This window comes from Mycobacterium sp. OAS707 (assembly GCF_014873705.1).
Taxonomy (GTDB): domain Bacteria; phylum Actinomycetota; class Actinomycetes; order Mycobacteriales; family Mycobacteriaceae; genus Mycobacterium.
The window spans coordinates 217537-243301 of record NZ_JADBDS010000004.1 but is presented as its reverse complement, the minus strand read 5'-3'; the positions used below and the strand labels follow the sequence as shown (position 1 = coordinate 243301).

Annotated in this window: 32 protein-coding genes and 1 pseudogene; 28 read left to right on the top strand and 5 right to left on the bottom strand. The window is 66.7% G+C overall.

Translation table 11 applies throughout. The features are described 5' to 3' along the window. Positions 1–9: 9 nt before the first annotated feature. The 4 genes and pseudogenes from GGC64_RS26245 to GGC64_RS34815 all read left to right on the top strand — a co-directional run. Positions 10–756, top strand: a complete 747-nt coding sequence (locus tag GGC64_RS26245) for a phosphoglyceromutase (protein ID WP_192725513.1) — start codon at positions 10–12, stop codon at positions 754–756. Positions 757–910: 154 nt separating this feature from the next. Beyond that, positions 911–2098: an ATP-binding protein gene (locus GGC64_RS26240; RefSeq protein ID WP_192725512.1), complete on the top strand. Its 1188-nt coding sequence runs from the start codon at positions 911–913 to the stop codon at positions 2096–2098. Positions 2099–2106: 8 nt separating this feature from the next. Then, positions 2107–2793 carry a two-component sensory transduction protein RegX gene (gene regX, locus GGC64_RS26235; RefSeq protein ID WP_192725511.1) on the top strand — a complete coding sequence of 229 codons (687 nt, stop codon included), beginning with the start codon at positions 2107–2109 and terminating at the stop codon, positions 2791–2793. Positions 2794–2887: 94 nt separating this feature from the next. Next, positions 2888–3751 (top strand): annotated as a pseudogene (locus GGC64_RS34815) (glycosyltransferase 87 family protein); the annotation flags it as partial. Between the two features lie 323 nt (positions 3752–4074). Here the strand turns inward: GGC64_RS34815 and GGC64_RS26230 are convergent. Both GGC64_RS26230 and GGC64_RS26225 read right to left on the bottom strand, forming a co-directional pair. Beyond that, complete coding sequence (locus GGC64_RS26230; RefSeq protein WP_192725510.1) at positions 4075–4368, bottom strand: YciI family protein; 294 nt, start codon at positions 4366–4368, stop codon at positions 4075–4077. Then, the gene (locus tag GGC64_RS26225; RefSeq protein WP_192725509.1) at positions 4365–5162 is read right to left on the bottom strand and encodes a hypothetical protein; all 798 of its coding nucleotides are present in this window, start codon (positions 5160–5162) and stop codon (positions 4365–4367) included. The genes GGC64_RS26230 and GGC64_RS26225 overlap by 4 nt, the downstream gene beginning before the upstream one ends. Before the next feature lie 12 nt (positions 5163–5174). Between GGC64_RS26225 and GGC64_RS26220 the strand changes: the two genes are divergently transcribed. The 9 genes from GGC64_RS26220 (at position 5175) to GGC64_RS26180 (ending at position 12678) form a co-directional block, all read left to right on the top strand. Further along, positions 5175–6140 carry a Ppx/GppA phosphatase family protein gene (locus GGC64_RS26220; protein ID WP_192725508.1) on the top strand — a complete coding sequence of 322 codons (966 nt, stop codon included), beginning with the start codon at positions 5175–5177 and terminating at the stop codon, positions 6138–6140. 93 nt (positions 6141–6233) lie between these two features. Next, a complete protein-coding gene (locus GGC64_RS26215; protein WP_192725507.1) occupies positions 6234–7253 on the top strand; it encodes a hypothetical protein in 1020 nt (339 codons plus the stop codon). A 16-nt stretch (positions 7254–7269) separates the two neighbouring features. Next, complete coding sequence (locus GGC64_RS26210) at positions 7270–8115, top strand: sugar phosphate isomerase/epimerase (protein ID WP_192725506.1); 846 nt, start codon at positions 7270–7272, stop codon at positions 8113–8115. 17 nt (positions 8116–8132) lie between these two features. Continuing rightward, a complete protein-coding gene (locus GGC64_RS26205; RefSeq protein ID WP_192725505.1) occupies positions 8133–8942 on the top strand; it encodes a thioesterase family protein in 810 nt (269 codons plus the stop codon). A 30-nt stretch (positions 8943–8972) separates the two neighbouring features. After that, on the top strand, positions 8973–9845 hold the full coding sequence (proC, locus tag GGC64_RS26200; protein ID WP_192725504.1) for a pyrroline-5-carboxylate reductase: 873 nt from the start codon (positions 8973–8975) through the stop codon (positions 9843–9845). A gap of 138 nt (positions 9846–9983) precedes the next feature. Further along, a complete protein-coding gene (locus GGC64_RS26195; protein WP_192725936.1) occupies positions 9984–10247 on the top strand; it encodes a helix-turn-helix domain-containing protein in 264 nt (87 codons plus the stop codon). Between the two features lie 102 nt (positions 10248–10349). Beyond that, on the top strand, positions 10350–10451 hold the full coding sequence (locus tag GGC64_RS26190; RefSeq protein ID WP_003402602.1) for a 30S ribosomal protein bS22: 102 nt from the start codon (positions 10350–10352) through the stop codon (positions 10449–10451). A 29-nt stretch (positions 10452–10480) separates the two neighbouring features. Further along, positions 10481–11569, top strand: a complete 1089-nt coding sequence (locus GGC64_RS26185; protein ID WP_192725503.1) for an SDR family oxidoreductase — start codon at positions 10481–10483, stop codon at positions 11567–11569. Positions 11570–11583: 14 nt separating this feature from the next. Further along, the gene (locus tag GGC64_RS26180; RefSeq protein ID WP_192725935.1) at positions 11584–12678 is read left to right on the top strand and encodes a lysophospholipid acyltransferase family protein; all 1095 of its coding nucleotides are present in this window, start codon (positions 11584–11586) and stop codon (positions 12676–12678) included. Between the two features lie 16 nt (positions 12679–12694). On the opposite strand, the gene GGC64_RS26175 is transcribed toward GGC64_RS26180, so the two are convergent. Continuing rightward, positions 12695–13234, bottom strand: a complete 540-nt coding sequence (locus GGC64_RS26175) for a MaoC family dehydratase N-terminal domain-containing protein (RefSeq protein ID WP_192725502.1) — start codon at positions 13232–13234, stop codon at positions 12695–12697. Positions 13235–13308: 74 nt separating this feature from the next. Beyond that, positions 13309–14217: an HAD-IB family hydrolase gene (locus GGC64_RS26170; protein ID WP_192725501.1), complete on the bottom strand. Its 909-nt coding sequence runs from the start codon at positions 14215–14217 to the stop codon at positions 13309–13311. Between the two features lie 38 nt (positions 14218–14255). Here GGC64_RS26170 and GGC64_RS26165 point away from each other — a divergent pair, with 38 nt between their 5' ends. The 14 genes from GGC64_RS26165 to GGC64_RS26100 all read left to right on the top strand — a co-directional run bounded on the left by GGC64_RS26165 (position 14256) and on the right by GGC64_RS26100 (position 24974). Continuing rightward, the gene (locus tag GGC64_RS26165) at positions 14256–14513 is read left to right on the top strand and encodes a glutaredoxin family protein (RefSeq protein WP_192725500.1); all 258 of its coding nucleotides are present in this window, start codon (positions 14256–14258) and stop codon (positions 14511–14513) included. Between the two features lie 64 nt (positions 14514–14577). Then, positions 14578–15921, top strand: a complete 1344-nt coding sequence (locus tag GGC64_RS26160) for a glutamyl-tRNA reductase (RefSeq protein WP_192725499.1) — start codon at positions 14578–14580, stop codon at positions 15919–15921. Positions 15922–15924: 3 nt separating this feature from the next. Beyond that, positions 15925–16878, top strand: coding sequence for a hydroxymethylbilane synthase (gene hemC / locus GGC64_RS26155; RefSeq protein WP_192725498.1), 954 nt, complete (start codon positions 15925–15927; stop codon positions 16876–16878). After that, positions 16875–18545: a bifunctional uroporphyrinogen-III C-methyltransferase/uroporphyrinogen-III synthase gene (locus tag GGC64_RS26150; protein ID WP_192725497.1), complete on the top strand. Its 1671-nt coding sequence runs from the start codon at positions 16875–16877 to the stop codon at positions 18543–18545. Before hemC ends, GGC64_RS26150 begins: the two co-directional genes overlap by 4 nt. Positions 18546–18560: 15 nt before the next feature. Next, positions 18561–19538 carry a porphobilinogen synthase gene (gene hemB / locus GGC64_RS26145; protein WP_192725496.1) on the top strand — a complete coding sequence of 326 codons (978 nt, stop codon included), beginning with the start codon at positions 18561–18563 and terminating at the stop codon, positions 19536–19538. Between the two features lie 25 nt (positions 19539–19563). Continuing rightward, positions 19564–19983, top strand: coding sequence for a hypothetical protein (locus GGC64_RS26140; RefSeq protein ID WP_192725495.1), 420 nt, complete (start codon positions 19564–19566; stop codon positions 19981–19983). 21 nt (positions 19984–20004) lie between these two features. Beyond that, positions 20005–20379 (top strand): hypothetical protein, encoded by a 375-nt coding sequence (locus GGC64_RS26135; protein ID WP_192725494.1) that lies wholly within the window; start codon positions 20005–20007, stop codon positions 20377–20379. Further along, positions 20376–20867 (top strand): DUF3093 domain-containing protein, encoded by a 492-nt coding sequence (locus GGC64_RS26130; protein ID WP_192725493.1) that lies wholly within the window; start codon positions 20376–20378, stop codon positions 20865–20867. Before GGC64_RS26135 ends, GGC64_RS26130 begins: the two co-directional genes overlap by 4 nt. Beyond that, positions 20864–21088, top strand: coding sequence for a hypothetical protein (locus GGC64_RS26125; RefSeq protein ID WP_192725492.1), 225 nt, complete (start codon positions 20864–20866; stop codon positions 21086–21088). The genes GGC64_RS26130 and GGC64_RS26125 overlap by 4 nt, the downstream gene beginning before the upstream one ends. A 149-nt stretch (positions 21089–21237) precedes the next feature. After that, positions 21238–22092: an oxygenase MpaB family protein gene (locus GGC64_RS26120; protein WP_192725491.1), complete on the top strand. Its 855-nt coding sequence runs from the start codon at positions 21238–21240 to the stop codon at positions 22090–22092. Then, positions 22079–22675, top strand: coding sequence for a TetR/AcrR family transcriptional regulator (locus tag GGC64_RS26115; RefSeq protein ID WP_192725490.1), 597 nt, complete (start codon positions 22079–22081; stop codon positions 22673–22675). The genes GGC64_RS26120 and GGC64_RS26115 overlap by 14 nt, the downstream gene beginning before the upstream one ends. Before the next feature lie 164 nt (positions 22676–22839). Beyond that, on the top strand, positions 22840–23076 hold the full coding sequence (locus tag GGC64_RS26110) for a hypothetical protein (RefSeq protein ID WP_225952469.1): 237 nt from the start codon (positions 22840–22842) through the stop codon (positions 23074–23076). 45 nt (positions 23077–23121) lie between these two features. Next, entirely contained in the window at positions 23122–23607 is a 486-nt protein-coding gene (locus GGC64_RS26105) for a pyridoxamine 5'-phosphate oxidase family protein (RefSeq protein ID WP_192725488.1), read from the top strand. Beyond that, entirely contained in the window at positions 23604–24974 is a 1371-nt protein-coding gene (locus tag GGC64_RS26100; RefSeq protein WP_192725487.1) for a cytochrome P450, read from the top strand. Before GGC64_RS26105 ends, GGC64_RS26100 begins: the two co-directional genes overlap by 4 nt. On the opposite strand, the gene GGC64_RS26095 is transcribed toward GGC64_RS26100, so the two are convergent. After that, positions 24971–25351, bottom strand: a complete 381-nt coding sequence (locus GGC64_RS26095; protein ID WP_192725486.1) for a nitroreductase family deazaflavin-dependent oxidoreductase — start codon at positions 25349–25351, stop codon at positions 24971–24973. The two genes, GGC64_RS26100 and GGC64_RS26095, sit on opposite strands and share 4 nt — an antisense overlap. A gap of 23 nt (positions 25352–25374) precedes the next feature. Here GGC64_RS26095 and GGC64_RS26090 point away from each other — a divergent pair, with 23 nt between their 5' ends. Beyond that, positions 25375–25761, top strand: a complete 387-nt coding sequence (locus GGC64_RS26090; protein WP_192725485.1) for a nitroreductase/quinone reductase family protein — start codon at positions 25375–25377, stop codon at positions 25759–25761. Positions 25762–25765: the final 4 nt, after the last annotated feature.

Genomic DNA, 25765 nt, shown 5'->3' with positions numbered 1-25765 from the left:
GATCGCGCCATGGGTGACGCGACGTTGATCCTGCTCCGCCACGGCGAGAGCGACTGGAACCAGAAGAACCTGTTCACCGGGTGGGTCGACGTCGACCTCACCGAGAAGGGCAGGGCCGAAGCGGTCCGCGCCGGTGAGCTGATCAAGGACCTGGACCGTCAGCCCGACGTGCTGTACACCTCGCTGCTGCGCCGCGCGATCAACACCGCCAACCTCGCGCTGGACGCCGCCGATCGGCATTGGATCCCGGTGCACCGCGACTGGCGGCTCAACGAGCGCCACTACGGTGTACTGCAGGGCCTGAACAAGGCGGAGACCAAAGAGAAATACGGCGAAGAGCAGTTCATGGCGTGGCGGCGCAGCTACGACACCCCGCCGCCGCCGATCGAGGCAGGCAGCAAGTACAGCCAGGACACCGATCCGCGGTACGCGGACATCAACGGCGGCCCGCTGACCGAATGCCTCAAGGACGTCGTCGAGCGCTTCGTGCCGTATTACGAGAGCACGATCGTCCCTGACCTGCGGGCCGGCAAGACGGTGCTGATCGCCGCGCACGGCAACTCGCTGCGGGCGCTGGTGAAATACCTCGACGGCATGTCTGACGAGGACGTCGTCGGGCTGAACATCCCGACCGGGATCCCGCTCCGCTACGACCTCGACGGCGGGCTGAAGCCGAAGGTCATCGGCGGCCAGTACCTGGACCCCGAGGCCGCGGCGGCCGGTGCGGCGGCGGTCGCCGCCCAGGGCGCGAAGTAGAGCGCCGGCGCCGGCGCCGAATGGGGCTGATGCCCGTGCCGCTGGGCAAACTCTGGGTAAACGGCTACCGAACACCTGCGTTTGGGCATGTGACATGTCCCGTTTTGGCCGCACGCTGCTGGGATGACGTTCACCGGATGCGTACGATTTTCGCGTGAGTGTGGTATCGGCGCTCCTACTTGTGGGGGCCGTGGCGCTGCTCGCTCTGGCGATCGGTGCAGGGTTGGGGGCAGGCCTCACCCCGCGCATCCTGGAAAACCGACGTCGCCGCGCGGCCGAGCAGTCCGGGATCACCGTCTCGCAGATGCTCGAGCACATCGTCTCGGGTTCGCCGGTGGGGATCGTCGTGGTCGACACCTACCGTGACGTGGTCTACACCAACAACCGGGCCCGCGAGCTGGGACTGGTCCGCGACCGACTGCTCGACGAGCGGGCCTGGCTGGCCGCCGAGCGCACTCTTGCGACCGGTGAGCCCGGCGAGGTCGACCTGTCGCCGCGCAAACGCGTCAACCCCGGACGCTCCGGGCTGTCGGTGCGTGGGCACGTACAGCTGCTGACCGAGGAGGATCGGCGGTTCGCGGTCGTCTACGTCGACGATCAGTCGGAGCACGCCCGCATGGAGGCGACTCGTCGGGATTTCGTTGCCAACGTCAGCCACGAGCTCAAGACGCCGGTCGGCGCGATGGGTGTGCTTGCCGAGGCGCTGCTGGCCTCGGCCGACGACCCCGAGACCGTGCGTCGATTCGCCGAGAAGATGCTCACCGAATCCAACCGCTTGGCCAACATGGTCGGCGAGCTGATCGACCTGTCCCGGTTGCAGGGCGGTGAACGACTGCCGGATCTGGAGGCGGTCGACGTCGACCATGTGGTGGCCGAGGCGCTGTCGCGGTACAAGGTGGCCGCCGACAACGCTGACATCGCGATAACCACCGACGCCCCGACCGGCTACCGCGTCTACGGCGACCAACCACTGCTGGTAACGGCGATCGCCAACTTGGTGTCGAACGCAATCGCCTACTCGCCCAACGGTTCTCCAGTTTCCATCAGCAGGCGCCGACGCGGGCACAACATCGAGATCGCGGTCACCGACCGTGGCATCGGCATTGCGCGTGAGGACCAGGAGCGGGTGTTCGAGCGATTCTTCCGTGTCGACAAGGCGCGCTCACGAGCCACCGGCGGCACCGGATTGGGTTTGGCGATCGTCAAGCACGTCGCCGCCAATCACAACGGATCCATCCGGCTGTGGAGTCAGCCGGGGACGGGATCGACGTTCACCTTGTCGATCCCGGCCTACCCCCATGGTGATGATGACCTGGAAATGCAAGACGAGCGAGAGGACTAGCCAGACCAATGACCAGCGTGCTGATCGTGGAGGACGAGGAGTCCTTGGCCGATCCCCTGGCCTTTCTCCTGCGCAAGGAGGGCTTTGAGGCCACCGTGGTGGCCGACGGGCCATCGGCTTTGGCGGAATTCGAGCGGGCCGGAGCAGACATCGTGCTGCTGGACCTGATGCTGCCCGGCATGAGCGGAACCGATGTGTGCAAGCAATTGCGTTCGCGCTCAAGCGTTCCCGTCATCATGGTGACGGCACGCGATAGCGAGATCGACAAGGTCGTCGGCCTCGAGCTCGGTGCCGACGACTACGTCACCAAGCCGTACTCCGCGCGCGAGTTGATTGCGCGGATCCGGGCGGTGCTGCGGCGCGGCAGCGACAGCGACGACTCCGGCATCGGCGACGGCATCCTGGAGGCCGGCCCGGTGCGGATGGACGTCGAGCGCCACGTGGTTTCGGTCAACGGCGAGCAGATTACGTTGCCGCTCAAGGAGTTTGATCTGCTCGAGTACCTGATGCGCAACAGTGGCCGGGTGCTCACCCGCGGCCAGTTGATCGATCGAGTCTGGGGTGCCGACTACGTCGGCGACACCAAGACGCTCGACGTCCACGTCAAGCGGTTGCGGTCCAAGATCGAGGCCGACCCGGCGAACCCGGTGCACCTGGTGACGGTGCGCGGTCTGGGCTACAAGCTCGAGGGCTGATCGCGCCCGGACAAGAAACCTGAGAGCCACTCACAAGTAACTCGTCTAGTCTGGGCCCCTCGTAATCAAGGGCCGACACAGCGGACGACGAGTAATGACCACTGAGACCACACAAGACAACACGAACAACAACATCATCAATCCGTGGGTCCGGCGCGGTGGCCCCACGGTCGCGGCGCTCGCACTGGTCGCATATGTCGCGGCCTACGCGCACTGGCCGGCGCTGCGGATGCAGGTCGACCTGATGGTGTACCGCTTCGCCGCGGAGCGGCTGTTGGCGGGCCTCGACCTCTATTCGACCGGGCTGACCGGCAATCACACCGAGTTGCTGTTCATCTACCCGCCCTTCGCCGCGATCTGCGCGGCGCCGCTGGCCCTGCTCGACAGCACCACTGTGCAGTGGCTCTGGCTCCTTGGCACGGTGGCCGCGCTGACGTATGCGGTCGTGCGGATGCTGACATCGATGGGCCTGCGGACCGGCGGCGCGCTGGCCAGCCTCACCGCGCTGCTCGTTGGCGTGATCGCATGGCTGGAGCCGCTGCGCCTGACCGCCGAGTTGGGTCAGATCAACGTCGTCCTGCTCGTCCTGGTCGTGGTTGATCTGTTGGGGCGGGGCAAGTGGACGGGCATCGGGATCGGGTTGGCCGCTGGCCTCAAGCTGACCCCGGCGCTGTTCATTCTGTATCTGCTGGCGATCCGACGGTTCCGGGCGGCGTTGCTGGCGAGCGCGACGTTCGCCGCGACGGTTGTCCTCGGGTTCGCCGTTGCACCAACCGATTCGGTGACGTATTGGCTGCGGGGCCGCTTCGACGACGTCAACCGGATCTCGCACGACCCGTTCGCGAATACGAGCCTGAGTGGGTTGCTGCTGCGGCTGCACGTCTCGTCTGCAATGGCCACGGTTGCCTCCGTCGCCGTGGCGGCTCTTGCCGTGGTGATCGCCGCGATGACCTACCGAAGGGGCCATTCGGTGTTGGCGCTCGCGATCGTCGGGTTGGCCGCTGCCGCCGCCTCGCCGTTCAGCTGGAGCCACCACTGGGTGTGGTTCGCGCCGTTGGTCGTTCATCTCGGGTATCGCGGCTACGTGGCAGGCAGCAAGGCAGCGGCGGTGTCCATGTGGGTGCTGTGCGCGTTGCTCGGCGGATGGATCGTGTTCAGCGCCGGAGACACGCCGCAGGCTGGCCTGCTGTCACTGCATCCCGGCGGTTTGTGGTCTGAACTACTGCCTGGCGCTTACGTTTTGGTGTTTTTCGTGACCTTGATCGGGTCGGCGGTCTGGCTCTACGCCGTGCGTCCGCCCATGATCTCGAACACCTCGAAGGTGTTGACGCCGGCCGACACTGACGGATCGCGCTCGCCGATCTCGAGCACCTCGGCGCGGTCGGCGACGCGCAGCACGCCCATGCCCCACACGCCTTCGGGATCGGCGACCGGACCGTAGACGAGGACCTTGTCGTCGGCCATCAGCTGTTCCCAGTACGACATGTGCTCGGCCATCGCCTTCTGCTCCTCGGCCGTCATCGTCTGCGCGAAGTCGGCGCGAGGCGGGATGAGCCGGAACAGGAAAAGCGTCATTCGGCCAAGCGGGTCGCGGGGTGCACGGCGATCAGCCCTAACCCGTTGCGCCGCTTGCACATTGCGGCCAGCTCGGCGTACGCCTTCTCGCCGAGCAGTTCGGTCAGTTCGGGGGCGTAGGACTCCCACACCTGCTTGGCGCCGACGTGCGCATTCGGGTCGCCGGTGCAGTACCAGTGCAGGTCTTCGCCACCCTCACCCCAGCCGCGGCGGTCGTATTCACTGATCCAGGTCTTGAGCACCTCGGAGCCGTCGGGCCGCTCGACCCACTCCTGCGTGCGCCGGATCGGCAACTGCCAGCACACATCGGGCTTCATGGTCAGTGGTTCGACACCGAGCTTCAAAGCCTTGCTGTGCAGCGCGCAGCCGATGCCCGCCGGGAAACCAGGCCGGTTCAGAAAGATGCAGGCGCCCTTGTACTTTCGCGTGCGGAGATTGGGTTTGTCGTCGTACTCGTCCCACTCCAGGTAGCCCTTCTTGCCGAGCCCCTTGTCGCGGAACTGCCAATCCTCGTCGGTCAGCTGCTTGACGGCATCGTCCAGTCGCGCGCGGTCGTCCTTGTCGGAAAGGAATGCGCCGTGCGAGCAGCAGCCGTCGTCCGGTCTGCCCTCGACGGTGCCCTTACACGCCGGTGTCCCGAACACGCATGTCCACCGCGACAGCAGCCACGTCATGTCGGCGGCGATCAGATGTTCGGGGTTGTCTGGGTCATAGAACTCCACCCACTCACGGGCGAAGTCCAATTCCACCTCACCTGGATGCGATGCGCTCACAAAAGTAAACGGTAGCTCCATTAGGTTGGATGGGTGCGATTAGGCGTGCTGGATGTCGGCAGCAACACCGTTCATCTGTTGGTGGTGGACGCGCGCCGCGGCGGGCATCCGACGCCGATGAGTTCCACCAAGGCGTCGCTTCGGCTCGCGGAGGCGATCGACGGTTCGGGCAAGCTGACCCGCAAGGGCGCGGACAAACTGATCAGCACCATCGACGAGTTCGCCAAGATCGCTGCGAGCTCCGGATGCGCCGAACTGATGGCGTTCGCCACGTCCGCGGTGCGCGACGCGAAGAACTCTGAGGACGTGCTTGCGCGGGTGCTTGGCGAGACCGGCGTGGCGCTGCAGGTGCTCAGCGGGCGAGACGAATCCAGGCTGACGTTCCTTGCCGTGCGCCGCTGGTACGGCTGGAGCGCCGGGCGCATCATCAATATCGACATCGGCGGCGGTTCCCTGGAGCTGTCCAACGGGGTCGACGAGGAGCCCGAGGTGGCACTGTCGCTGCCGCTGGGCGCGGGCAGGCTGACCCGAGAGTGGCTGCCCGACGACCCGCCGGGCCGCCGTCGCGTCGCAATGCTGCGGGACTGGCTGGCCACCGAGGTCGCCGACTCCGCCGCCGAAGTGCTCAAGGCCGGAAACCCCGACCTCGCGGTCGCCACGTCGAAAACCTTCCGCTCGCTGGCCAGACTCACCGGCGCGGCACCGTCGGGCGCCGGTCCGCGCGTGAAACGAACGCTCACGGCCAGCGGCCTCAGACAGCTCATAGCTTTCATCTCTAGGATGACCGCGGCTGACCGTGCTGAGTTGGAAGGAGTGAGCGCCGAGCGGGCGCCACAGATCGTGGCCGGAGCTTTGGTAGCTGAGGCGAGCATGAAGGCTCTCGATATCGAAAGCGTAGATATCTGCCCCTGGGCGTTGCGGGAAGGGCTGATTCTGCGGAAACTCGACAGCGAAGCCGATGGAACTGCCTTGGTGGAGACGTCTGTGCGGGAACGCTGAACGAGCGGACGGAGGCGCGCCGGCGCCGACATGAGGAATGAAGGTGCACCGGCGCCGACATGAAACACTAGCTAGGCCCAAAGGCAACACACGATGACAGGACCAGAAGACAGCTACAGCAACACGCGACCGATCTCGGTTGCGGAGTTGCTGGCCAAGAACGGCACGATCGGTGCCCCGCCCGTCGGCGGCAGGCGCCGGCGCCGTCGTGGCAACAGCGATTCGGTCACAGTCGCGGAGCTGACGGGCGAAATCCCGATCGTTTCGGGGCATGACGTCGACGAGAACGAGACGACGCGGACCCTCCCGGCCGTGAAAGACGAGCCGGTTTCGACGAACGGTGTCGACAGCCACGTCGACGAGGTCGAGCTCGAAGAACCCGAGGCAGAGGCCGAACCCGCGCAGGACGAGTACGACGACGACGCCGCGGACGACTATGCCGACGCCGTCGCCGAATACTCGACCCACATCGAACGGCGCGACACCGACGAAGACCTGGTGGACTTCTTCGCGCCGCCACCGCGCCGCCCGCAGTACGCGCCCGGTCAGCGCCGTTTCGGCGTTGTCGGCGCCGAGCAGATGAGCCCGGATCCGGTCGACGAGGACGAGGAAGACCTGGTCCTGACCGACGAACCGGAGATCGAGGACGAGGACACCGAAGCCGCACTCGCCGAGGAAGTCGACGCGAAGGACGAGCTTCCGTCGTATCTGCGGGCCACGTCGGGCACGCTGTTCGGCGGTCAGACGGTCGCCGACGACCTGGCCCGCGGGTCGCGCCCGCGCCCCGAGGACATCGATCTCGAGGACGACGCGGACCTCGAAGGCGGCGAGGCTGCGTCCTCAAGCGGGATGTCGTCGGTCCTGCGCACTGCGTGGGTCGTCGGCCAGTGCATCATCGCGGTCGCTTTCGGCGCCGGTCTATTCATCGCGTTCGACCAACTGTGGAAGTGGAACAACATCGTCGCCCTCGTGCTTTCGGTGCTGGTGATCCTCGGCCTCGTGGTCGGGGTCCGCGTGGTTCGCAAGACCGAGGACATCGGCAGCACGTTGATCGCGGTGGCGGTGGGCGCTCTGGTGACGCTGGGACCGCTGGCTCTGCTTCAGTCCGGCTGAGGCGCCGACAGATACCGTGCGCCCCGCCATCAAGGTCGGTCTATCGACGGCCTCGGTTTATCCGCTGAGGACTGAGGCGGCTTTCGAGTACGCCGCGAAGCTCGGCTATGACGGCGTCGAGCTGATGGTGTGGGCGGAAACGGTCAGCCAAGACGTCGACGCCATAGAGGCGATGTCGAAGCGCTACGACATGCCGGTGCTGTCGGTGCATGCGCCGTGCCTGCTGATCTCGCAGCGGGTGTGGGGGGCCAACCCCATCCCGAAGCTCGAGCGCAGCGTGCGAGCGGCCGAACAGCTCGGCGCGCAGACCGTCGTCGTGCACCCGCCGTTCCGCTGGCAGCGCCGCTATGCCGAGGGCTTCTCCGAGCAGGTCGCAGAGCTCGAGGCGTCAAGCGACGTGTTGGTGGCCGTCGAGAACATGTTTCCGTTCCGCGCCGACCGGTTCTTCGGGGCGGGCCAGACGTCGATCGAGCGGATGCGTAAGCGGGGCGGCAGGCCGGGGCCGGGCATCTCGGCCTTCGCGCCCTCCTATGACCCGCTGGACGGCAACCACGCCCACTACACGCTGGACCTGTCCCACACCGCCACCGCGGGCACCGACGCGCTCGACATGGCCCGCCGGATGGGCGAGGGGCTGGTGCATCTGCACCTGTGCGACGGCAGCGGCGCGTCCACCGACGAGCACCTGGTGCCCGGACGCGGTACCCAGCCGACGGCGGAGGTCTGCCAGATGCTGGCCGACAGCGACTTTGCCGGGCATGTGATCCTCGAGGTGACCACGTCGGGCGCACGCACCGCCACCGAACGCGAAGCGCTGCTGCGCGAATCGCTGGAGTTCGCCCGCAAGCACCTGCTTCGCTGACGCATCAAAGGAACCACATGCCGGGATCGACCCTGTTCACCGACGCCATGGCGCTGGCCCCGCTCGGGGACGGCCGCTACGACGGCGAGCTCAACGAGCACTGGACCATCGGTCCGAAGGTGCACGGCGGGGCGATGCTGGCGCTGTGCGCGAACGCGGCTCGCGCGGAACATGGCGGCGACGTGCAGCCGATCGCGGTCTCGGGCAACTTTCTGTGGGCCCCTGATCCCGGTCCGATGCGGGTCGTCACGACCGTGCGCAAGCGCGGGCGTCGGGTCAGCCTGATCGACGTCGAGCTGAATCAGGGCGACCGCACGGCCGTGCGCGCGGCCGTCACCCTCGGCGACCCGGAACACCATGTGCCGCCGCTGTTGTCGGTCAACCCCGTCATTCCGCTGATGCAACCGGAGCCGCCGCCCGGCCTCGAACCGATCGGCCCAGGGCATCCGATGGAGGACATCGTGCATCTGGCGCACGGCTGCGACATCCGGCCGTCGCTGACCACGTTCACCCCGCGCACCGACGGCGGCCCGCCGATCATCGAGTACTGGGTGCGCCCGAAAGGTGTTGCGCCCGATGTCCTTTTCGCGCTGCTGTGTGGCGATGTGTCAGCGCCGGTGACATTCGGAGTGAACCGGACGGGCTGGGCGCCGACGGTTCAGCTCACCGCGTATCTGCGGGCGCTGCCCGCCGACGGCTGGCTGCGGGTGTTGTGCACCACGGTGCAGATCGGCCAGGACTGGTTCGACGAGGACCACATCGTCGTCGACTGCGAGGGCCACATCGTGGTGCAGACCCGACAGCTGGCGATGGTGCCCACGCCCTAGTGCTCCCGCGCGTCTGCAATGCTTGCGCGCATGGCCAGAATCGCGATCGTCGGCGGCGGAAGTATTGGCGAGGCACTGCTATCCGGGCTGCTGCGCTCCGGACGACAGGTCAAGGACCTGGTTGTCGCCGAGAAGTTTCCCGAGCGCGCGAAATATCTGTCCGACACGTATTCGGTGTTGGTGACGACGGTCGCCGACGCGGTCGACACCGCCACCTATGTCGTCGTCGCGGTCAAGCCGGCCGATGTGGGCGCCGTCGTCAGTGAGATCGCCGACGCCGCGGCCAAGGCCGAAAGTGACACCGCCGAACAGGTTTTCGTGTCGGTCGTCGCCGGTGTGACGACCGAGTTCTACGAGAACAAGCTGCCCGCTGGATCGCCGGTCATCCGGGTGATGCCCAATGCGCCCGTCGTCGTCGGCGGGGGAGTCAGCGCGCTGGCTCGCGGCCGGTTCGCGACGGCAGACCACCTCAAGGAGGTGTCGTCGATCTTCGATGCGGTCGGCGGTGTGCTCACGGTGCCCGAATCGCAGCTCGACGCGGTCACCGCGGTCTCGGGTTCGGGGCCTGCGTACTTCTTCCTGATGGTCGAGGCGCTCGTGGACGCGGGCGTCGCGGTGGGCCTGACGCGGTCGGTGGCGACCGATCTGGTCGTGCAAACGATGGCAGGCTCGGCCGCGATGTTGCTGGAGCGCCTCGACGAGGCTCAGCCCGCAGGCGATGCCGCCATGGGCACCGCCATCGACACCACGCCCGCCCAATTGCGCGCCACCGTTACCTCGCCGGGGGGCACCACCGCCGCTGGTCTGCGCGAACTCGAGCGGGGCGGTTTGCGGGCGGCGGTCGGCGAGGCCGTCGAAGCCGCAAAAAGGCGCTCTGAGCAGCTCGGAATTACATCTGAGTAATTAATCAATTTCCAACCGATTAGCCCACACCCGTCGCAGTAACCCCATCCGCCACGCTATTCTCCCAGTGGTAAGCACGGGTTGGTGCCAGCGGTGGGGAAGCCGCTGGACTGCCCGTGCCTGATGGATTGGGTTGCGATGACGTCTATGAACGGGCCATCGGCGCGGGATTCGGCTAGTGGGAAGGCGCCGCGTGACGCCGGCCCCACCGACGGTCAGCCGCCACGTGCTCAATTTCTCACTGTCGCCGAGGTGGCGAGCCTGATGCGAGTCAGCAAGATGACGGTGTATCGGTTGGTGCACAACGGCGAATTGCCCGCCGTCCGCGTCGGGCGTTCGTTCCGGGTGCACGCCAAGGCTGTCCACGACATGTTGGAGAGCTCGTACTTCGACGCGGGCTGATTGTCCCGCGCGCAGGCGCTGTTTTTCGTTTACCTATGCATCTTCGGTAAGGTATGCGGGTCAAGAGGCTTTGAGAGCATAGGTACGGAGACTTCTGAGTTCATGGGTTCAGTCATCAAGAAGCGGCGCAAGCGCATGTCGAAAAAGAAGCACCGCAAGCTGCTTCGTCGCACCCGGGTGCAGCGCAGAAAACTCGGCAAGTAGCTTTCACGCTCGGCCGCTAGGCTGACCGAATGGATTCTGGGGGCGGATCAAACGGCGCGGATTCGCGGGACACCGTTGGCTATCCGAAGGTCGTCCTGGTCACGGGTGCGTGCCGGTTCCTCGGTGGGTATCTGACCGCTCGACTCGCGCAGAACCCGTTGATCAACCACGTCATCGCGGTGGACGCGATCGCGCCGAGCAAGGACCTGCTGCGCCGGATGGGCCGGGCGGAGTTCGTCAGGGCCGACATCCGTAACCCGTTCATCGCCAAGGTGATCCGCAACGGCGACGTCGACACCGTCGTGCATGCCGCGGCGGCGTCCTACTCGCCACGCTCGGGCGGACGGGCGACGCTCAAGGAACTCAACGTGATGGGCGCGATCCAGCTGTTCGCGGCCTGCCAGAAGGCCCCGTCCGTTCGCCGCGTCGTGCTCAAGTCGACGTCGGAGGTGTACGGCTCGAGTTCGCGCGACCCGGTGCTGTTCACCGAGAGCAGCAGCAGGCGCAGACCGCCGGGCGAGGGCTTCGCCCGCGACAGCATCGACATCGAGGGCTACGCCCGCGGCCTTGGCCGTCGTCGTCCCGACATCTCCGTGAGCATCCTGCGGCTGGCCAACATGATCGGGCCCGCGATGGACACAGCGCTGTCGCGGTATCTGGCCGGTCCGGTGGTGCCGACGGTGATCGGCCACGACGCCCGGCTGCAACTGCTGCACGAGCAGGACGCGCTCGGTGCGCTGGAGCGCGCGACGATGGCGGGCAAGTCGGGCACGTTCAACGTCGGCGCATCCGGCATCATCATGATGAGTCAGGCCATCCGCCGCTCGGGCCGCATTCCGCTGCCCGTTCCGCGTTCTGCGCTGTGGGCGGTGGATTCGCTGAGGCGCGCAACTCGCTACACTGAACTCGATCGAGAGCAGCTTGACTACCTCAGCTACGGCCGGGTGATGGACACGACGCGGATGCGAAATGACCTAGGCTACAGCCCGAAGTGGACAACCGCGGAAGCCTTTGACGATTACGTCCGGGGCCGCGGATTGACGCCGATCATCGATCCGCGATGGGTACGCTCAATGGAGAGTCGCGCCGTGTCGGCGGCGCAACGCTGGGGACGCTAGAGAAACAGTTTCAAATCGGGTGGGGAGAAGGTAACAACGTGGCGGGCGAGCCCAAAGCCAAAGTCATTCCGCTGCATTCTAATTCGAGCCGATCGTCGGCTGGGCGCCGCGCTGCTGCCGCGCGCGCTGAAGGGTCACGCCGACATCCCTCACTGCTCACAGACTCCGGTGGGCGCGCTTCGGCCGAGCAGATCGCCGCGGTCGTCCGCGAAATCGACCAGCGGCGCGGCGCCGTCTCGGGCAGCGCGCCCGTCGAAGAGACGCCGTCCGAACTCGCCAAGCGGATCGCCTCGATCGCCGAGTTCGTTCGCAAGCGGATGATGGGCGACTACACCGTCGACGAGTTCGGCTTCGACCCACACCTCAACGACGCAATCTTTTTGCCTTTGCTGCGCGTGCTCTTCAACTCGTGGTTCCGCGTTGAAGTCAGCGGGATTGAAAACCTGCCGCGCACGGGTGCGGCGCTCGTCGTCGCCAACCACGCAGGCGTGTTGCCGTTCGACGGATTGATGACCGCGGTGGCCGTGCACGACAAGCACCCCACCCACCGCGACCTGCGCCTGCTCGCCGCCGACATGGTGTTCGACATGCCGATGCTCGGTCAGGCTGCGCGCAAGGCGGGCCACACCATGGCGTGCACGCAAGACGCGCACCGACTGCTGGCGGCGGGCGAGCTGACCGCCGTCTTCCCCGAGGGCTACAAGGGTCTTGGCAAGCACTTCAAGGATCGCTACAAGCTGCAGCGGTTCGGCAGGGGCGGCTTCGTCGGGGCGGCGCTTCGGACCAAGGCGCCGATCGTGCCGTGCTCGATCGTCGGGTCCGAGGAGATCTACCCGATGATCGCCGACGTGAAGCTGCTGGCCCGGCTGTTCGGTTTGCCGTATTTCCCGGTCACGCCGCTGTTCCCGCTTGCGGGGCCGGCCGGCATGGTGCCGCTGCCTTCGAAGTGGCACATCCAGTTCGGCGAGCCGATCGAGACCGCCGACTACGACGAGTCTGCGGCCGAGGATCCGATGGTCACGTTCGAGCTGACCGACCAGGTCCGCGAGACCATTCAGCAGACGCTGTACCAACTGCTGGCAAACCGCCGCAACATGTTCCTCGGCTGAGGGGTTCTCGGTCGGTTCAGCTCTGCTTAGAGCTTTGCCCAGCAACCATTTTCGCGATCGCGGCGTCGCGGGCAGCTGCGATCTTCGCGCTGACTTCGTCGGCCTCGGTGTCAGACTGCGCCTCACCCATCACGGTGACGACGCTCGTCAGAACCGGGTCGCCGTTTTCGTCGGTCACCTCGCCGCGGATCTCGGTGAGCACCGCGCCGTGCGACTCGGTCACCGAATCGAGGTAGGAGTCGAAGAACAGCTTGTCTCCCGCGAGGATCGGTCGGTGAAAGACGATCTTCTGGTCGCGGTGCAGCACCCGCTCCATGTTGATCGGCACGTCGAACTGGTTGAAGAGCTCCAGCTGCACCCTGCGGCCGGCGACGGCCAGGAACGTCAGCGACGCGATCAGGGCGTCGTAGCCGCACTCTTTGGCGGCCTCCTCGCTGTAGTGCGCGGGATGGTCGTCCTTGACGGCGCGCGCGAACTCGCGGATCTTCTCCCGGTCCACCTCGAAATAGTCGGGGTAGCGGAAGTGGGTTCCGATGATGTTGTCAGCGATGCCCATGCTGGCTTCGTCTTCCGTTCTAAGTGTTAGCGGCGCGAGCCTATCAGCGCCGGATCGCCGCCTCCGGCAGCGTGCTAGGCACCGTCCTGGCGACGGGAAACGATCGCTGCCAACGCGCCGCCGACCGCACCGAGCGCCAGTGCTGAAGGCACTCCGATCCTGGCAGCCTTGCGCGCAGTGCGGAAATCGCGGATCTCCCAGCCCCGCTCACGCGCCAGATCGCGCAGGTCGGCGTCGGGGTTGATCGCGACGGCCGTGCCGACCAGAGACAGCATCGGCACGTCGTTGAAGCTGTCGGAGTAGGCCGTGCAGCGTTTGAGGTTGAGACCCTCGCGGATGGCCAGCGACCGCACGGCGTGCGCCTTGCCGCTGCCGTGCAGGATGTCGCCGACCAGCCGACCGGTGAACACCCCGTCGATCGATTCGGCGACGGTGCCGAGCGCGCCGGTCAGGCCCAACCGCCTTGCGATCGTGTCGGCCAACTCGTAGGGCGTTGCGGTGACCAGCCACACCTGCTGGCCCGCATCAAGGTGCATCTGTGCCAACGCGCGGGTGCCCGGCCAGATCTTGTCGGCGATGATCTCGTCGTAGATCTCCTCGCCGAGAGCAACCAACTCGGCGGTCGAGCGGCCCTCGATGAACGAAAGCGCCTTGGTCTTGCCGGCGGCCACGTCGTCGCTGTTCTCCCGGCCGAGAAGCTGAAACTTGGCCTGCGCGTAGATGAATCGGCCCATATCGCCGTAGGTGAAGTACTTGCGGGCGGCCAGCCCGCGGGCAAAGTGCACCAGCGAGGAGCCATGCACCAAGGTGTTGTCGACGTCGAAGAACGCCGCCGCGGTCAGGTCGGGCGGCGGCGGGGGAGGCGTGGTGGCAGCTTCGACCGCGAGATCGGTGACGGCCGCCTCGGCGCTCGCCTCACCGGCCACCTGCTGTTCCTTGGCCTCCAGGCTGGCCTCGACGTCGGTTCCCCCGCTTTCGGACACGGATCAACAGTAAGGCAGCGGGTAGTCATACTTGCGGGGTGAACGGGCGCGTGGAATTGCTCACACGGGATGGCTGCACGATCTGTACCGCGGCGGCCACGCGGTTGCGGCAACTGGCCGAAGAGTTGGGCTTCGAATTGTGCATCACCGACGTCGACGCGGCTGCGGCGGCAGGGGATTCCGCGCTGCGTGCCGAATTCGGCGACCGGCTGCCCGTGGTGCTGCTGGACGGCGCCGAGCACAGTTACTGGGAGGTCGACGAACCCCGGCTGAGGGCGGATCTGGCGAACCGATGAGACCTGAGCAAATTTGGTAGGCCAGCTGCTCAGCCATTACCTTGGATGACGTGGTGGACAAGCCGTGAGCGTGTTGCTTTTCGGGGTTTCGCACCGCAGCGCGCCGGTGTCGGTGCTCGAGCAACTCAGCACTGATGAAGCCGATCAGGCCAAGATCGTCGAGCAGGTGCTGCAATCCTCGCTCGTGACCGAAGCCATGGTGCTGTCCACCTGCAACCGCGTCGAGGTGTACGCCGTCGTCGAGGCGTTCCACGGTGGCCTCTCGGTGATCGGTTCGGTGCTCTCCGAGCACTCCGGAATGTCGCTCAACGACCTGACCAAATACGCCTACGTCCGGTACGCGGAAGCGGCCGTCGAGCATCTGTTCGCCGTGACCAGCGGTCTTGACTCCGCGGTGATCGGCGAAGCGCAGGTGCTTGGGCAGGTGCGCCGCGCCTATACCGCCGCCGAGGCCAACCACACCGTCGGCCGCACACTGCACGAGCTGGCCCAGCGCGCGCTGTCCGTCGGCAAGCGGGTGCATTCGGAGACCGGCATCGACGCGGCAGGCGCCTCCGTGGTGTCGGTGGCCCTTGGGTTGGCGGATAGCAAGCTGGACGGCTTGGCGGGCCGCTCGGCGGTCGTCGTCGGCGCAGGCGCGATGGGCGCGCTGGCCGCCAAGCAATTGGCCCGCGCGGGCGTCGAACGCATCCACATCGTCAACAGGACGCTGCCCCGCGCCAAGCGGCTGGCCGACAAGCTCCGCGAGCTCGACATCAGCGCCGACGCATTCCCGTTCGACCACCTGACCCCTGTGCTCACCGATGCCGACGTGGTCGTCAGCTGCACCGGGGCCGTGCGCCCGGTGGTTTCGCTCGCCGACGTGCACCGGGGCCTGGCGCACGGGCAGGAGCCCAAGCAACTGGTGATCTGCGATCTCGGCATGCCGCGCAACGTCGATCCCGCCGTCGCGGGCCTGCCCGGCGTCTTCGTCGTCGACATGGACCGCATCCAGCGCGATCCGTCGGCCCGCGCCGCGGCCTCGGACGCCGACGCGGCCCGCGCGATCGTCGCCGCCGAGGTTGCCAGCTACCTGGCCGGACAGCGGATGGCCGAGGTCACCCCTACCGTGACGGCTCTTCGGCAGCGTGCGGCCGACGTGGTCGAGGCCGAGTTGCTGCGGCTGGACAACCGGCTGCCAGGGCTCGACGCCGCGCACCGTGACGAGGTCGCCAAAACCGTGCGCCGCGTCGTCGACAAGCTGCTGCACGCGCCGACCGTGCGGGTCAAGCAGTTGGCCAGCGCGCCTGGCGGCGACAGCTACGCCGAGGCGCTGCGCGAGCTGTTCGAACTCGACCAGCAGGCAGTCGATGCCGTCGCCGGGCCCGAATTACCTTTGGTCACAAGAGATCTCGACAAGACCGAGTAGCGCTTGAGCACTAGGCACGAAGTAATCCGGATAGGCACCCGGGGCAGCCTGTTGGCCAAGACCCAGGCCGGTGCCATCAAAGACGCGCTGGCCGCCAACGGGCATGCCGCCGAGCTGGTCATCATCTCCACCGAAGGCGACCGGTCCACCGGTCCGATCGTCGACATCGGCATCGGCGTGTTCACCGCGGCACTGCGCGAGGCCATTGACGAGCGTCAGGTCGACATGGCCGTGCACTCCTACAAGGATTTGCCGACGGCGCCCGACCCCCGGTTCGTGATCGCCGCGATACCCCCACGCGAGGACGCCAGGGACGCCCTGGTGGCCCGTGACGGGATGGTGCTCGGAGAGTTGCCCGTCGGCTCCGTGATCGGCACGTCGAGCCCGCGCCGGGCCGCGCAGCTTAGAGCATTGGGTCTCGGTTTGGAAATCCGCCCCCTACGAGGCAACCTTGATACCAGGTTGAACAGGGTAAGCAATGGTGATCTCGACGGCATCGTGGTCGCACGGGCGGGACTGGCCCGCATCGGGCGGCTGGCAGATGTCACCGAGACTCTCGAGCCGGTGCAGATGTTGCCAGCGCCGGCTCAAGGTGCGCTCGCGGTCGAGTGCCGCGCAGACGACACCGAGCTCGCCGCGCTACTGGCGGAGTTGGACGACGCCGACACGCGCGCCGCGGTCACCGCTGAACGAGTCCTGCTCGCCGAACTGGAGGCGGGTTGTTCCGCACCGGTGGGGGCGATCGCCGAGGTGGTCGAGTCCATCGATGAGGACGGTCGCGTCTTCGAAGAGCTGTCGCTGCGCGGCTGCGTGGCGACGCTGGACGGATCCGACGTGATCCGTGCGTCCGGCATCGGGACACCCGATCGGGCACGAGAGCTGGGGCTCTCGGTGGCCGCGGAATTGTTCGAGCTGGGGGCGCGCGATCTGTTGGCCGAGGCTGGGAGAGAGAAATGACTGGGCACTCGGGCCGAGGGCGTAAGACAAAGCCCGGCCGCATCACCTTCGTCGGCTCCGGGCCGGGCGATCCCGGGCTGCTGACGACACGGGCGCGAACAGTGCTCGCCAACGCTGCGCTGGTCTTCACCGATCCTGACGTGCCAGAAGCTGTGCTCGCCATTGCGGGTTCTGAGCTGCCGCCGCCGTCGGGACCCGAGCCGGCCCAAGCGCCGAAAGCGGCCGATACCGATGCCGACGCGCCGGCTGATACGCCTGCGATCCCCGGCGGCCCCGACATCCGGCCCGCGCTGGGTGACCCTGCCGAGGTCGCCAAGACACTGGCCACCGAAGCCCGCACCGGCGTGGACGTGGTCCGTCTGGTCGCGGGTGACCCGCTGTCGGTAGACGCGGTGATCACCGAGGTGACCGCGCTGGCCAAGACGCACCTGGACTTCGAAATCGTTCCGGGACTGCCCGACACCACCGCGGTGCCGACGTATGCGGGGCTGCCGCTTGGGTCGGCGCACACCGTCGCCGATGTCCGTGGTGACGTGGACTGGGCGGCGCTGGCCGCCGCGCCGGGCCCACTTATCTTGCACGCCACCGCATCTCACCTTCCTGATGCGGCGCGCGCGCTGATCGAGCACGGGCTGGTCGACACCACGCCGACCGTCGTGACCGCCAATGGCACGACGTGCCAACAGCGTTCGGTCGAGACAACTCTCGCGGGCCTGCTCGACAAGGCTGTGCTGGACAGGCCTGCGGGCAGCGAGCTTGCCGGTCCGTTGGCCGGGCCGCTGGTGGCGACCATCGGCAAAACCGTCGCCAACCGCGCGAAGCTCAACTGGTGGGAGAGTCGCGCCCTGTACGGCTGGACCGTGCTGGTGCCGCGCACCAAGGACCAGGCGGGCGAGATGAGCGAAAAGCTGGTCGGGCACGGTGCATTGCCTGTCGAGGTGCCGACCATCGCGGTCGAGCCGCCGCGCAGCCCCGCGCAGATGGAGCGCGCGGTCAAGGGTCTGGTCGACGGCCGGTTCCAGTGGGTGGTGTTCACCTCCACCAACGCGGTGCGTGCGGTGTGGGAGAAGTTCAACGAGTTCGGCCTTGACGCGCGTGCGTTCTCGGGGGTGAAGATCGCGTGCGTCGGACAGGCCACGGCCGACCGGGTGCGCGCCTTCGGCATCAACCCGGAGCTGGTGCCCTCGGGCGAGCAGTCGTCGCTGGGCTTACTTGATGAGTTCCCGCCCTACGACGACGTTTTCGATCCCGTGAACCGGGTGCTGTTGCCGCGGGCAGACATCGCAACCGAGACGCTGGCCGAGGGGTTGCGTGAACGTGGCTGGGAGATCGAGGACGTCACGGCCTATCGCACTGTGCGCGCGGCGCCGCCGCCCGCGTCGACCCGCGAAATGATTAAGACCGGTGGTTTCGACGCGGTCTGCTTCACGTCGAGTTCGACGGTGCGAAACCTGGTCGGTATCGCAGGCAAGCCGCATGCGCGCACCATCGTCGCCTGCATCGGTCCGAAAACCGCTGAGACAGCAGCGGAATTCGGCCTGCGCGTCGATGTGCAGCCCGAAGTCGCCGCGGTCGGTCCGCTGGTCGATGCGCTGGCCGAGCACGCCGCGCGGCTGCGCGCCGAGGGTGCGCTGCCGCCGCCGCGCAAGAAGAGCCGCCGGCGGTAAACCGAAAGGGGCCCAGTGTTCCCACGCCACCGTCCCCGCAGGCTCCGGACGACTCCTGCGCTGCGCCGGCTCGTAGCGGAAACCTCGCTTGAGCCAAGGCATTTGGTGCTACCGATGTTTGTCGCCGACGGCGTCGACGAGCCGCGCGCCATCGCCTCGATGCCGGGCGTTGTCCAGCACACGCGGGACTCCCTGCGCCGCGCGGCCGCCGATGCGGTGGCTGCAGGTGTCGGCGGGCTGATGCTGTTCGGCATCCCGCGCGACGAGGATAAGGACGCCGTCGGTTCGGCGGGGATTGCCGAGGACGGCATTCTCAACGTTGCGCTGCGCGATCTGGCCAAGGATCTGGGCGAGGACACCGTGCTGATGGCCGACACCTGCCTGGACGAATTCACCGATCACGGCCACTGCGGAGTACTGGACGCCGCGGGCCGGGTCGACAACGACGCCACCAACGCCAAATACGTGGAATTGGCTGTCGCACAAGCAGAATCGGGAGCGCACGTCGTCGGCCCGAGCGGGATGATGGACGGCCAGGTCGCGGCGATCCGCGACGGCCTTGACGCCGCGGGTCACCCGGATACCGTGATCCTGGCTTACGCGGCCAAGTTCGTATCGGGGTTCTACGGCCCGTTCCGTGAGGCCGTGGCGTCCAGCCTGAGCGGTGACCGTCGGACCTATCAGCAGGACGCGGCCAACGCTCGCGAGGCGGTACGCGAGATCGAGTTGGACATCGCCGAGGGTGCCGACATCATCATGGTCAAGCCTGCGATGAGCTACCTCGACGTGGTGCGCGCCGCCGCCGAGGTCTCGCCGGTGCCGGTTGCGGCGTATCAGGTCTCGGGCGAGTACTCGATGATCAGCGCCGCGGCCGCGAACGGCTGGATCGATCTGCAGACGGTGGCACTGGAGACGTTGACGGGCATTCGACGCGCGGGCGCCGACATCGTGCTGACGTACTGGGCCGCAGACGTGGCCGGCTGGCTGGCGTGACGCAGAGCCGCGGGGCGCGCGACATATGACCCAGCCCCAGAAGACGACCGAGCGGGCCAGGCCGCTGGACGTCGACACCGGATTCTGGCTGTGGGTGGCGGCGCTGCCGCTGATGGTCATCGGTTACGTCATCGACCTGGTGGTCACCGACAGTCATCAGCCGACGATCGTGACGGCGATCTCGGTCGTATTCGTCGTCGTGTTGGCCGCAGTCGTCCTGACGTTCCTGATCTTGATGAGGCACGGATACCGGTGGGCGCGCACGTTCTTGACGGGTGGCGGCGTCGCGTCGGTGGTCTACACAGCCAGCAACCTGTTCTCCGTGGCCCGCCCCACCGCGGCGGCCGTCGGCTTCGCGGTCACCGCGATCGTCGGGTCTGTGCTGATCGTCGGCGGTGTGTTCCTGCTACACCGCAAGGATGCCCACGCCTTCTTCACCAGATGAGACCGTTAGGCTGACCGGGACATGACAGCCCCACAGTCGCGACCGCGTGTCGTCACCGCCGCATTCTGGTGCTGGGTAGCAGCGTCTTTTCTTCTCCTCCTCGGTGGTCTGATCGCCGCTTCGCTGCACATGCCCGTGGCCTTTCGAGGAGCGGGTGTCATTTTTGCGCTCGCGGGCGCCGCGCTGGCGTTTCTGGCGGGACGCAGCCGGGGCGGCGACACCCGTTATCGGCGCGCCGCGTTGGCGTTGGCGCTGACCATCGTCGTGCTGGTCGCGGTCGCGGCGCTCTTCCGTCTGACGAACGGCATCACGCTGCTGGCGGTGTTCCCTCTGGTGGCCGGGACCGTGCTGATTACCCGACCGAGCGCAACGGCGCCCGAGCAGGAGCCGCAATGACGGACAGCGGCGCGGAACCCGAGGTGCTGTTCTACGAGCAGGGCGCGAGCTGGTGGTGGTTGTCGGCAGGCCCTGGCGCCGGTATCGCCATGGCGCTGATCCAACTGTCGGCCGGCTACGGCATCCAGTTGCTGGTGCCCGGCATCTTCTTCGCGCTGGTGTCCGGATTTCTCTGGATTCAGGTGAAGGCCGCGCGTATCCACACCTCGGTGGAGTTGACGCCCGACTACCTGCGCCAAGGCACCGAACGCCTCCGTATCGACGACATCGTGCGGATTTATCCGGAGCCGACCGGACCGGACGAGCAGAAATGGATGTCGGCGCGCGCACTGGGCGAGCTCACCGGTGTGCCGCGCGGGCGCACGGGCATCGGCCTGCGGCTCACGAACGATCGAACCGCCCAGGCATGGGCGCGTAAGCACCAGATGCTGCGGTCGGCGCTGACCCGTCTCGTTGAAGAGCGCATCCCGCCCGAGCGGGCGTCATGAGGGCCCGGATAGAGCTGCTGCTCGCGGTCGCCGCGGCGATCGGATGCGTGCTGAGCTGGTTGGCCGCCAGTTCGACGGTCGTTGTGGCGCCGGTGCTGGAGGGCGAACCCCAGACGACGTCGGTGGTCTACAGCCCGCCGCTGCTGGGGTTGTCGTTGCTGCTGGCGACGGTCGCAGGGGTGCTGGCCGTACTCGGCATCGCCGCGCTGCGCCACCGCTGACCGCACCCCATCTCCGCGAGCGGCCGTGTTTGTACACGGACACGCCGTACATCGACGTACAAAAGGGGTCGGTCGCGCCTTGTCGGACCAACTGTGGGCCTCGCCACATCCGATTGGTACAAAGTTCGAAATCTGTAACACTGTTGCACATGACGGAGCTTGCGGAGCAGCCCACAGCGACAGACGCCCTACCACTCGGCCCGGATTCGCTGGTCTGGCGCTACTTCGGGGACAACCGCATGTACCTGATCGGCCCGCGTCCCGCGGTGCTGCAGAACATGCTCGCCGAACTCGGCCAGGGCGTGCTCGACCACTCCACGTTCTTCGCCGACACCGCCGAGCGGCTCAAGCGGACCATCCCGCCGATCTTCAACACCGTCTACGGCTCCGAGGACGCCAATGCAGGCACGCAGGTCCGCGACTTCCACCACCATGTGAAGGGCGACATGCCGGATGGCGGCCGCTACCACGCACTCGATCCCGACACCTACTTTTGGGCGCACGCCACCTTCGTCGAGCAGGTGCTCTACTTCGCCGACACGTTCGTCAAGCGGCTGACGCAGGACGAGAAGGAGCAGATCTACCTCGAATCCAAGACGTGGTATCGCCGCTACGGCGTCAGCGATCGACCGATGCCAGCGAATTACGCTGAGTTCGAACAGTATTGGGATCGGATGATGAACGAGGTCATGGTTGCGCATCCGACCGCCAAGTACGGCGTCGGCTACGTGACGAAGGGTTTCCCCTGCCCGAAGGGAATGTCGCCGGTCGTGTGGCGCGTCGTCGCGGTCGTATTCGATCCGGTCGCCGCCTTCCTGACGACCGGCGGGCTGCCGCCACGCGCCCGCGATCTGCTCGGCCTGCCCTGGAGTGCGAGCCAGGAGCGTCGCTATCAGCGCTTCGCCGCCTTGTGGCGCTCGAAGCCCGTTAATTGGGTGTGGGATCATCTGCCAATGCGGCTGCGCTACAACGGTTATGCGCTAAAGGGCTATGCCAGGGGCTGATTCCACGCTGGAGGCCATCCTCGACGCAGCCGTCGTCGAGTTCGAACAGCATGGCTTTCGCAGGGTCGCCCTCGACGACGTCGCACGCCGGGCGCGGGTCAGCCGCACCACCATCTACCGGCGGTTCGCCAACAAGGACGAACTCGTCGCGGCGGTCATCGAACGTGAGAACGTCCGGCTGTTCGCCGACATCGCCGCCGAACTGAAACAGTCTGCGCCGCAGTCGAATTACTACGTCGAAGCATTTACATTGTCGATACTGAAGTTTCGCAGGCACCGGGTGCTCGATCGCATGATGACCGATGAGCCGGGCCTGCTCCTCGAGATGGCCGGCCAGCACTACGGCGCGGCGATCGAGCGCATGGCCGAGGCGCTGCGGGTGATCTTCCCGGCCGGCTTCGCCGAGCGGATCGGAGAGCGGGCGGTGCTCGAGCTGGCCGATACCATCCTGCGATACGCGGCAATGGTGTTGCTGCTGCCGAGCGCGCAACCGCTGGAAACCGCAGAAAACATCCGCGCCTTCGCCACGCAGCACTTCCTGCCGAGCCTCCCTGCTGCGCTGCGGGCAGTACCGGCTGGTTAGCTGCCCTGCGTTTCGTAACGCGGACCTTCGGGCAGCCCGTAGCCATGGGTACCGAACAAGAGCAACGCACCGGCGAGTCAGAACAGCAGCAACAGGGTGGGCAGCCTGATGTCCGCGAACAACGGCGACAGGCTGAGTCAACCGAAAACTCCGAAGAACCGAAAATGACCGAGAAGCCCGAGGTCACTGACGAGCACAAGGAAGAGGCCAAGAGGCAAGCCCAGGCCTACAACGACGACCTCCAGACCACCACCCTGCCCGGCAGCGGCGGCACGGTCTCCGGAACCGCCGTCACCGAGTGGGTCGACGACGAGGACAAGGGCAAGGTCGAAACCACCGCCGAAGAGGGCAACGTGGAATACCGCAACACCGAGGAATTCCGCAAGCTCCAGGAGTCCTGAACCTTCCAGCCCGGGCGCGTGTGCTGATGCCTAGGGTTGCAAGGCGTGACATCGCTTGAGGTAATCGCCCCGGCTTTCATCGAGATGGCCCACTCGATCGTGTGGGCCTCCGTCGCCACCGTCGACGAAAACAGTCGGCCCCGCACGCGCATCCTCCATCCGTATTGGGAGTGGGACGGCACCGACCTGTTCGGCTGGATCGCCACGGTGCCCAGCCCGGTGAAGAAGGCGCATCTTGCCGTTCACCCGGAAATGGCGGTCAGCTACTGGACCACCAACCACGACACGTGCAGCGCCGAGTGCCTGGTGGAGTGGTATCACGACGACGAGACCCGTACCGCCGTCTGGAACAAATTCGCGAACGGCCCCGCGCCCGTCGGCTACGACCCGCGCATCATCCCGATGTGGGCGGACGGACCGACGTCGGATCAGTTCGCCGCCCTGCGATTGAGCCCATATCGCCTGCGGGTGATGCCCGGCACGGCGATGATTAACGGTGAAGGCGAAACCCTCACCTGGACTGCGAAGTGAATCTGACAACCAGCGAAGCGACCGACGTCAGTTCGTTGCCGTTGACGCCGAGGAATCCGCTGCCGCTGCGCAAGCTGGTCAAGCTGGTGCGCAGGCTCGACACCGGGCAGGAAGTGATTCGCGACGCCGGTGGGCCCATCACCCGGATCTCGTTCGGACCGAAGTGGCTCTTTCCGCCGATCGTGGCGGTGATGTCGCCGAACGCGATGCGCGACGTATTGAGCCGCAGCGACGCGTCCTCCGAGCGGTGCATCATTCACGAGGAGGTGCAGAACATGGCAGGCGACAGCCTGTTCGTCCTGCCCAACCTGCAGTGGCGTCCGCGCAAGCGTGCGTTGCAACCCGTATTCACCAAGCACAACGTCCGAAACTTCGGCGGCCACATGTCCAGGGCTGCACAGCAATTCGTAGACCGCTGGCCGGACGGTGGTGAGGTGGACCTCGACGTCGAATGTCGCAAGGTCGCGATGCAGTCGCTGGGGCGTTCGGTTCTCGGCATCGATCTCAACGAACGAGCAGAGACCATTGCCCGGTGCATGCATGTCGCGTCGTCCTACACGGCGGACCGCGCGTTGCGCCCCGTGCATGCACCGCGGTGGCTGCCGACGCCCGCGCGCCGCAAGGCCCGGACGGCCGTCAGGGCGATGCGCAAAATCACCGACGAGATGGTGCACGCCTGCCGCGAGGATCCCACGCGTGACGCTCCGCTGGTGCAGGCGTTGATCGCGGCCACCGATCCGGAAACCGGGCAGCACCTCTCCGACGACGACATCTCCAACGATCTGCTGATCTTCATGCTGGCGGGCCACGACACCACTGCTACGGCGTTGACCTACTCGCTGTGGATACTCGGGCACCACCCTGATATCCAGGCGCGCGTCGCCGCAGAGGCCGCCGCGATCGGCGATCGGGAGCTGACGCCCGACGACGTCCCCCGGCTCGGATACACCGTGCAGGTGCTGCACGAGTCGTTGCGGTTGTGCCCGCCCGCAGCGGGGGTCGGGCGGTTGGCGACGCGGGACATCGCGGTGGACGGCTACCGGGTGGAGGCGGGCAGTCTCATCGCGGTGGGAATCTATGGCCTGCACCATGATCCGGCGATCTGGCCAGACCCGATGACCTTCGATCCCGACCGGTTCAGCCCCGAGAAGACGAAGGCGCGCAATCGGTGGGAGTTCCTCCCGTTTCTCGGCGGGGGACGGCCGTGTATCGGCGAGCACTTCGCGAGGCTGGAAACCACGCTTGCGCTGGCGACCATCGTCAGGGCCTTGGAAATCCGGTCCACCGACAAGGAATTCCGGTGTGAGGTGCCGTTCACCACCGTCGCCGACGGGCCCATCTGGGCAGAGGTGCGTCCGCGAAGCTAGACGCGCTTCAGCAGCACCGCCTGCTCGAAGGGCAGCAGGCCGAACAGCGGCCGCATCCATCCGGTCACTGCAGGCGCCGCCTGCGTCTTCGGCATCACTCGTGGGTCACTCAGCTGAAATGTCTTGCCATAGCGCTTGATTCGGCCACCCCCGGCGGCCACGACGTTCTTCAGCCAGTCCCGATTCGGGCCGTATGTGAGGACGATGGCCACCCCGTCGTCGGTCGGGAACACCGTCAACGGCGTCCGGTAGGGCTTGCCCGACTTCCGGCCGACGTGCTCGAGAATGCCCATCGTCGGCGCCCACCCCGCCCACATCCGCTGGATCGGGTTGGTGACGTACCGATTGAACCGTGCCAGCCATTGCGGTAATTGCATGACGACCATCAAACTCGTAGCTCATGGCCTACCTCAAGCCTGGATGGTTCACCCGCGCGGTGTTCAACAAGATCGCCGTCGCCACGGGGATGTGCAACACCGAAAAGCTGACTGTGACCCGGCGCCGCAGCAAGCAAGCCCAAGAAGTTCCAGTGATCACCGTCGACGTGGGCGGCGCCAAGTATCTGGTCTCCACCCGCGGCGAATCCGAGTGGGTGAAGAACGTCCGCGCCGACCCGAACGTGACGATCGGTTCGACGGCCTACGTCGCACGCGAGATTCCCGAGCAGGACCGCCAGCCGGTTCTGGCCGCCTACCGGCAGAAGGCCGGCCGTGCCGTGGTGGGCTACTTCAAGCGGTTGCCGCGCGAGGCCGATCACCCGGTGTTCGTCGTCACACCCAAGGGCTGAGCCA

Coding starts and splice junctions, on each gene's coding strand:
- GGC64_RS26190 (WP_003402602.1), top strand. CDS start 10,350: ATGGGTTCAGTCATCAAGAAGCGGCGCAAGCGCATGTCGAAAAAGAAG.
- GGC64_RS26130 (WP_192725493.1), top strand. CDS start 20,376: ATGACGGACAGCGGCGCGGAACCCGAGGTGCTGTTCTACGAGCAGGGC.
- GGC64_RS26090 (WP_192725485.1), top strand. CDS start 25,375: ATGGCCTACCTCAAGCCTGGATGGTTCACCCGCGCGGTGTTCAACAAG.
- GGC64_RS26205 (WP_192725505.1), top strand. CDS start 8,133: ATGCCGGGATCGACCCTGTTCACCGACGCCATGGCGCTGGCCCCGCTC.
- GGC64_RS26135 (WP_192725494.1), top strand. CDS start 20,005: ATGACAGCCCCACAGTCGCGACCGCGTGTCGTCACCGCCGCATTCTGG.
- GGC64_RS26115 (WP_192725490.1), top strand. CDS start 22,079: ATGCCAGGGGCTGATTCCACGCTGGAGGCCATCCTCGACGCAGCCGTC.
- GGC64_RS26185 (WP_192725503.1), top strand. CDS start 10,481: ATGGATTCTGGGGGCGGATCAAACGGCGCGGATTCGCGGGACACCGTT.
- GGC64_RS26095 (WP_192725486.1), bottom strand. CDS start 25,351: ATGCAATTACCGCAATGGCTGGCACGGTTCAATCGGTACGTCACCAAC.
- regX (WP_192725511.1), top strand. CDS start 2,107: ATGACCAGCGTGCTGATCGTGGAGGACGAGGAGTCCTTGGCCGATCCC.
- GGC64_RS26140 (WP_192725495.1), top strand. CDS start 19,564: ATGACCCAGCCCCAGAAGACGACCGAGCGGGCCAGGCCGCTGGACGTC.
- GGC64_RS26125 (WP_192725492.1), top strand. CDS start 20,864: ATGAGGGCCCGGATAGAGCTGCTGCTCGCGGTCGCCGCGGCGATCGGA.
- GGC64_RS26225 (WP_192725509.1), bottom strand. CDS start 5,162: ATGGAGCTACCGTTTACTTTTGTGAGCGCATCGCATCCAGGTGAGGTG.
- proC (WP_192725504.1), top strand. CDS start 8,973: ATGGCCAGAATCGCGATCGTCGGCGGCGGAAGTATTGGCGAGGCACTG.
- GGC64_RS26230 (WP_192725510.1), bottom strand. CDS start 4,368: ATGACGCTTTTCCTGTTCCGGCTCATCCCGCCTCGCGCCGACTTCGCG.
- GGC64_RS26110 (WP_225952469.1), top strand. CDS start 22,840: ATGACCGAGAAGCCCGAGGTCACTGACGAGCACAAGGAAGAGGCCAAG.
- GGC64_RS26195 (WP_192725936.1), top strand. CDS start 9,984: ATGACGTCTATGAACGGGCCATCGGCGCGGGATTCGGCTAGTGGGAAG.
- GGC64_RS26175 (WP_192725502.1), bottom strand. CDS start 13,234: ATGGGCATCGCTGACAACATCATCGGAACCCACTTCCGCTACCCCGAC.
- GGC64_RS26245 (WP_192725513.1), top strand. CDS start 10: ATGGGTGACGCGACGTTGATCCTGCTCCGCCACGGCGAGAGCGACTGG.
- GGC64_RS26120 (WP_192725491.1), top strand. CDS start 21,238: ATGACGGAGCTTGCGGAGCAGCCCACAGCGACAGACGCCCTACCACTC.
- GGC64_RS26150 (WP_192725497.1), top strand. CDS start 16,875: ATGACTGGGCACTCGGGCCGAGGGCGTAAGACAAAGCCCGGCCGCATC.
- GGC64_RS26215 (WP_192725507.1), top strand. CDS start 6,234: ATGACAGGACCAGAAGACAGCTACAGCAACACGCGACCGATCTCGGTT.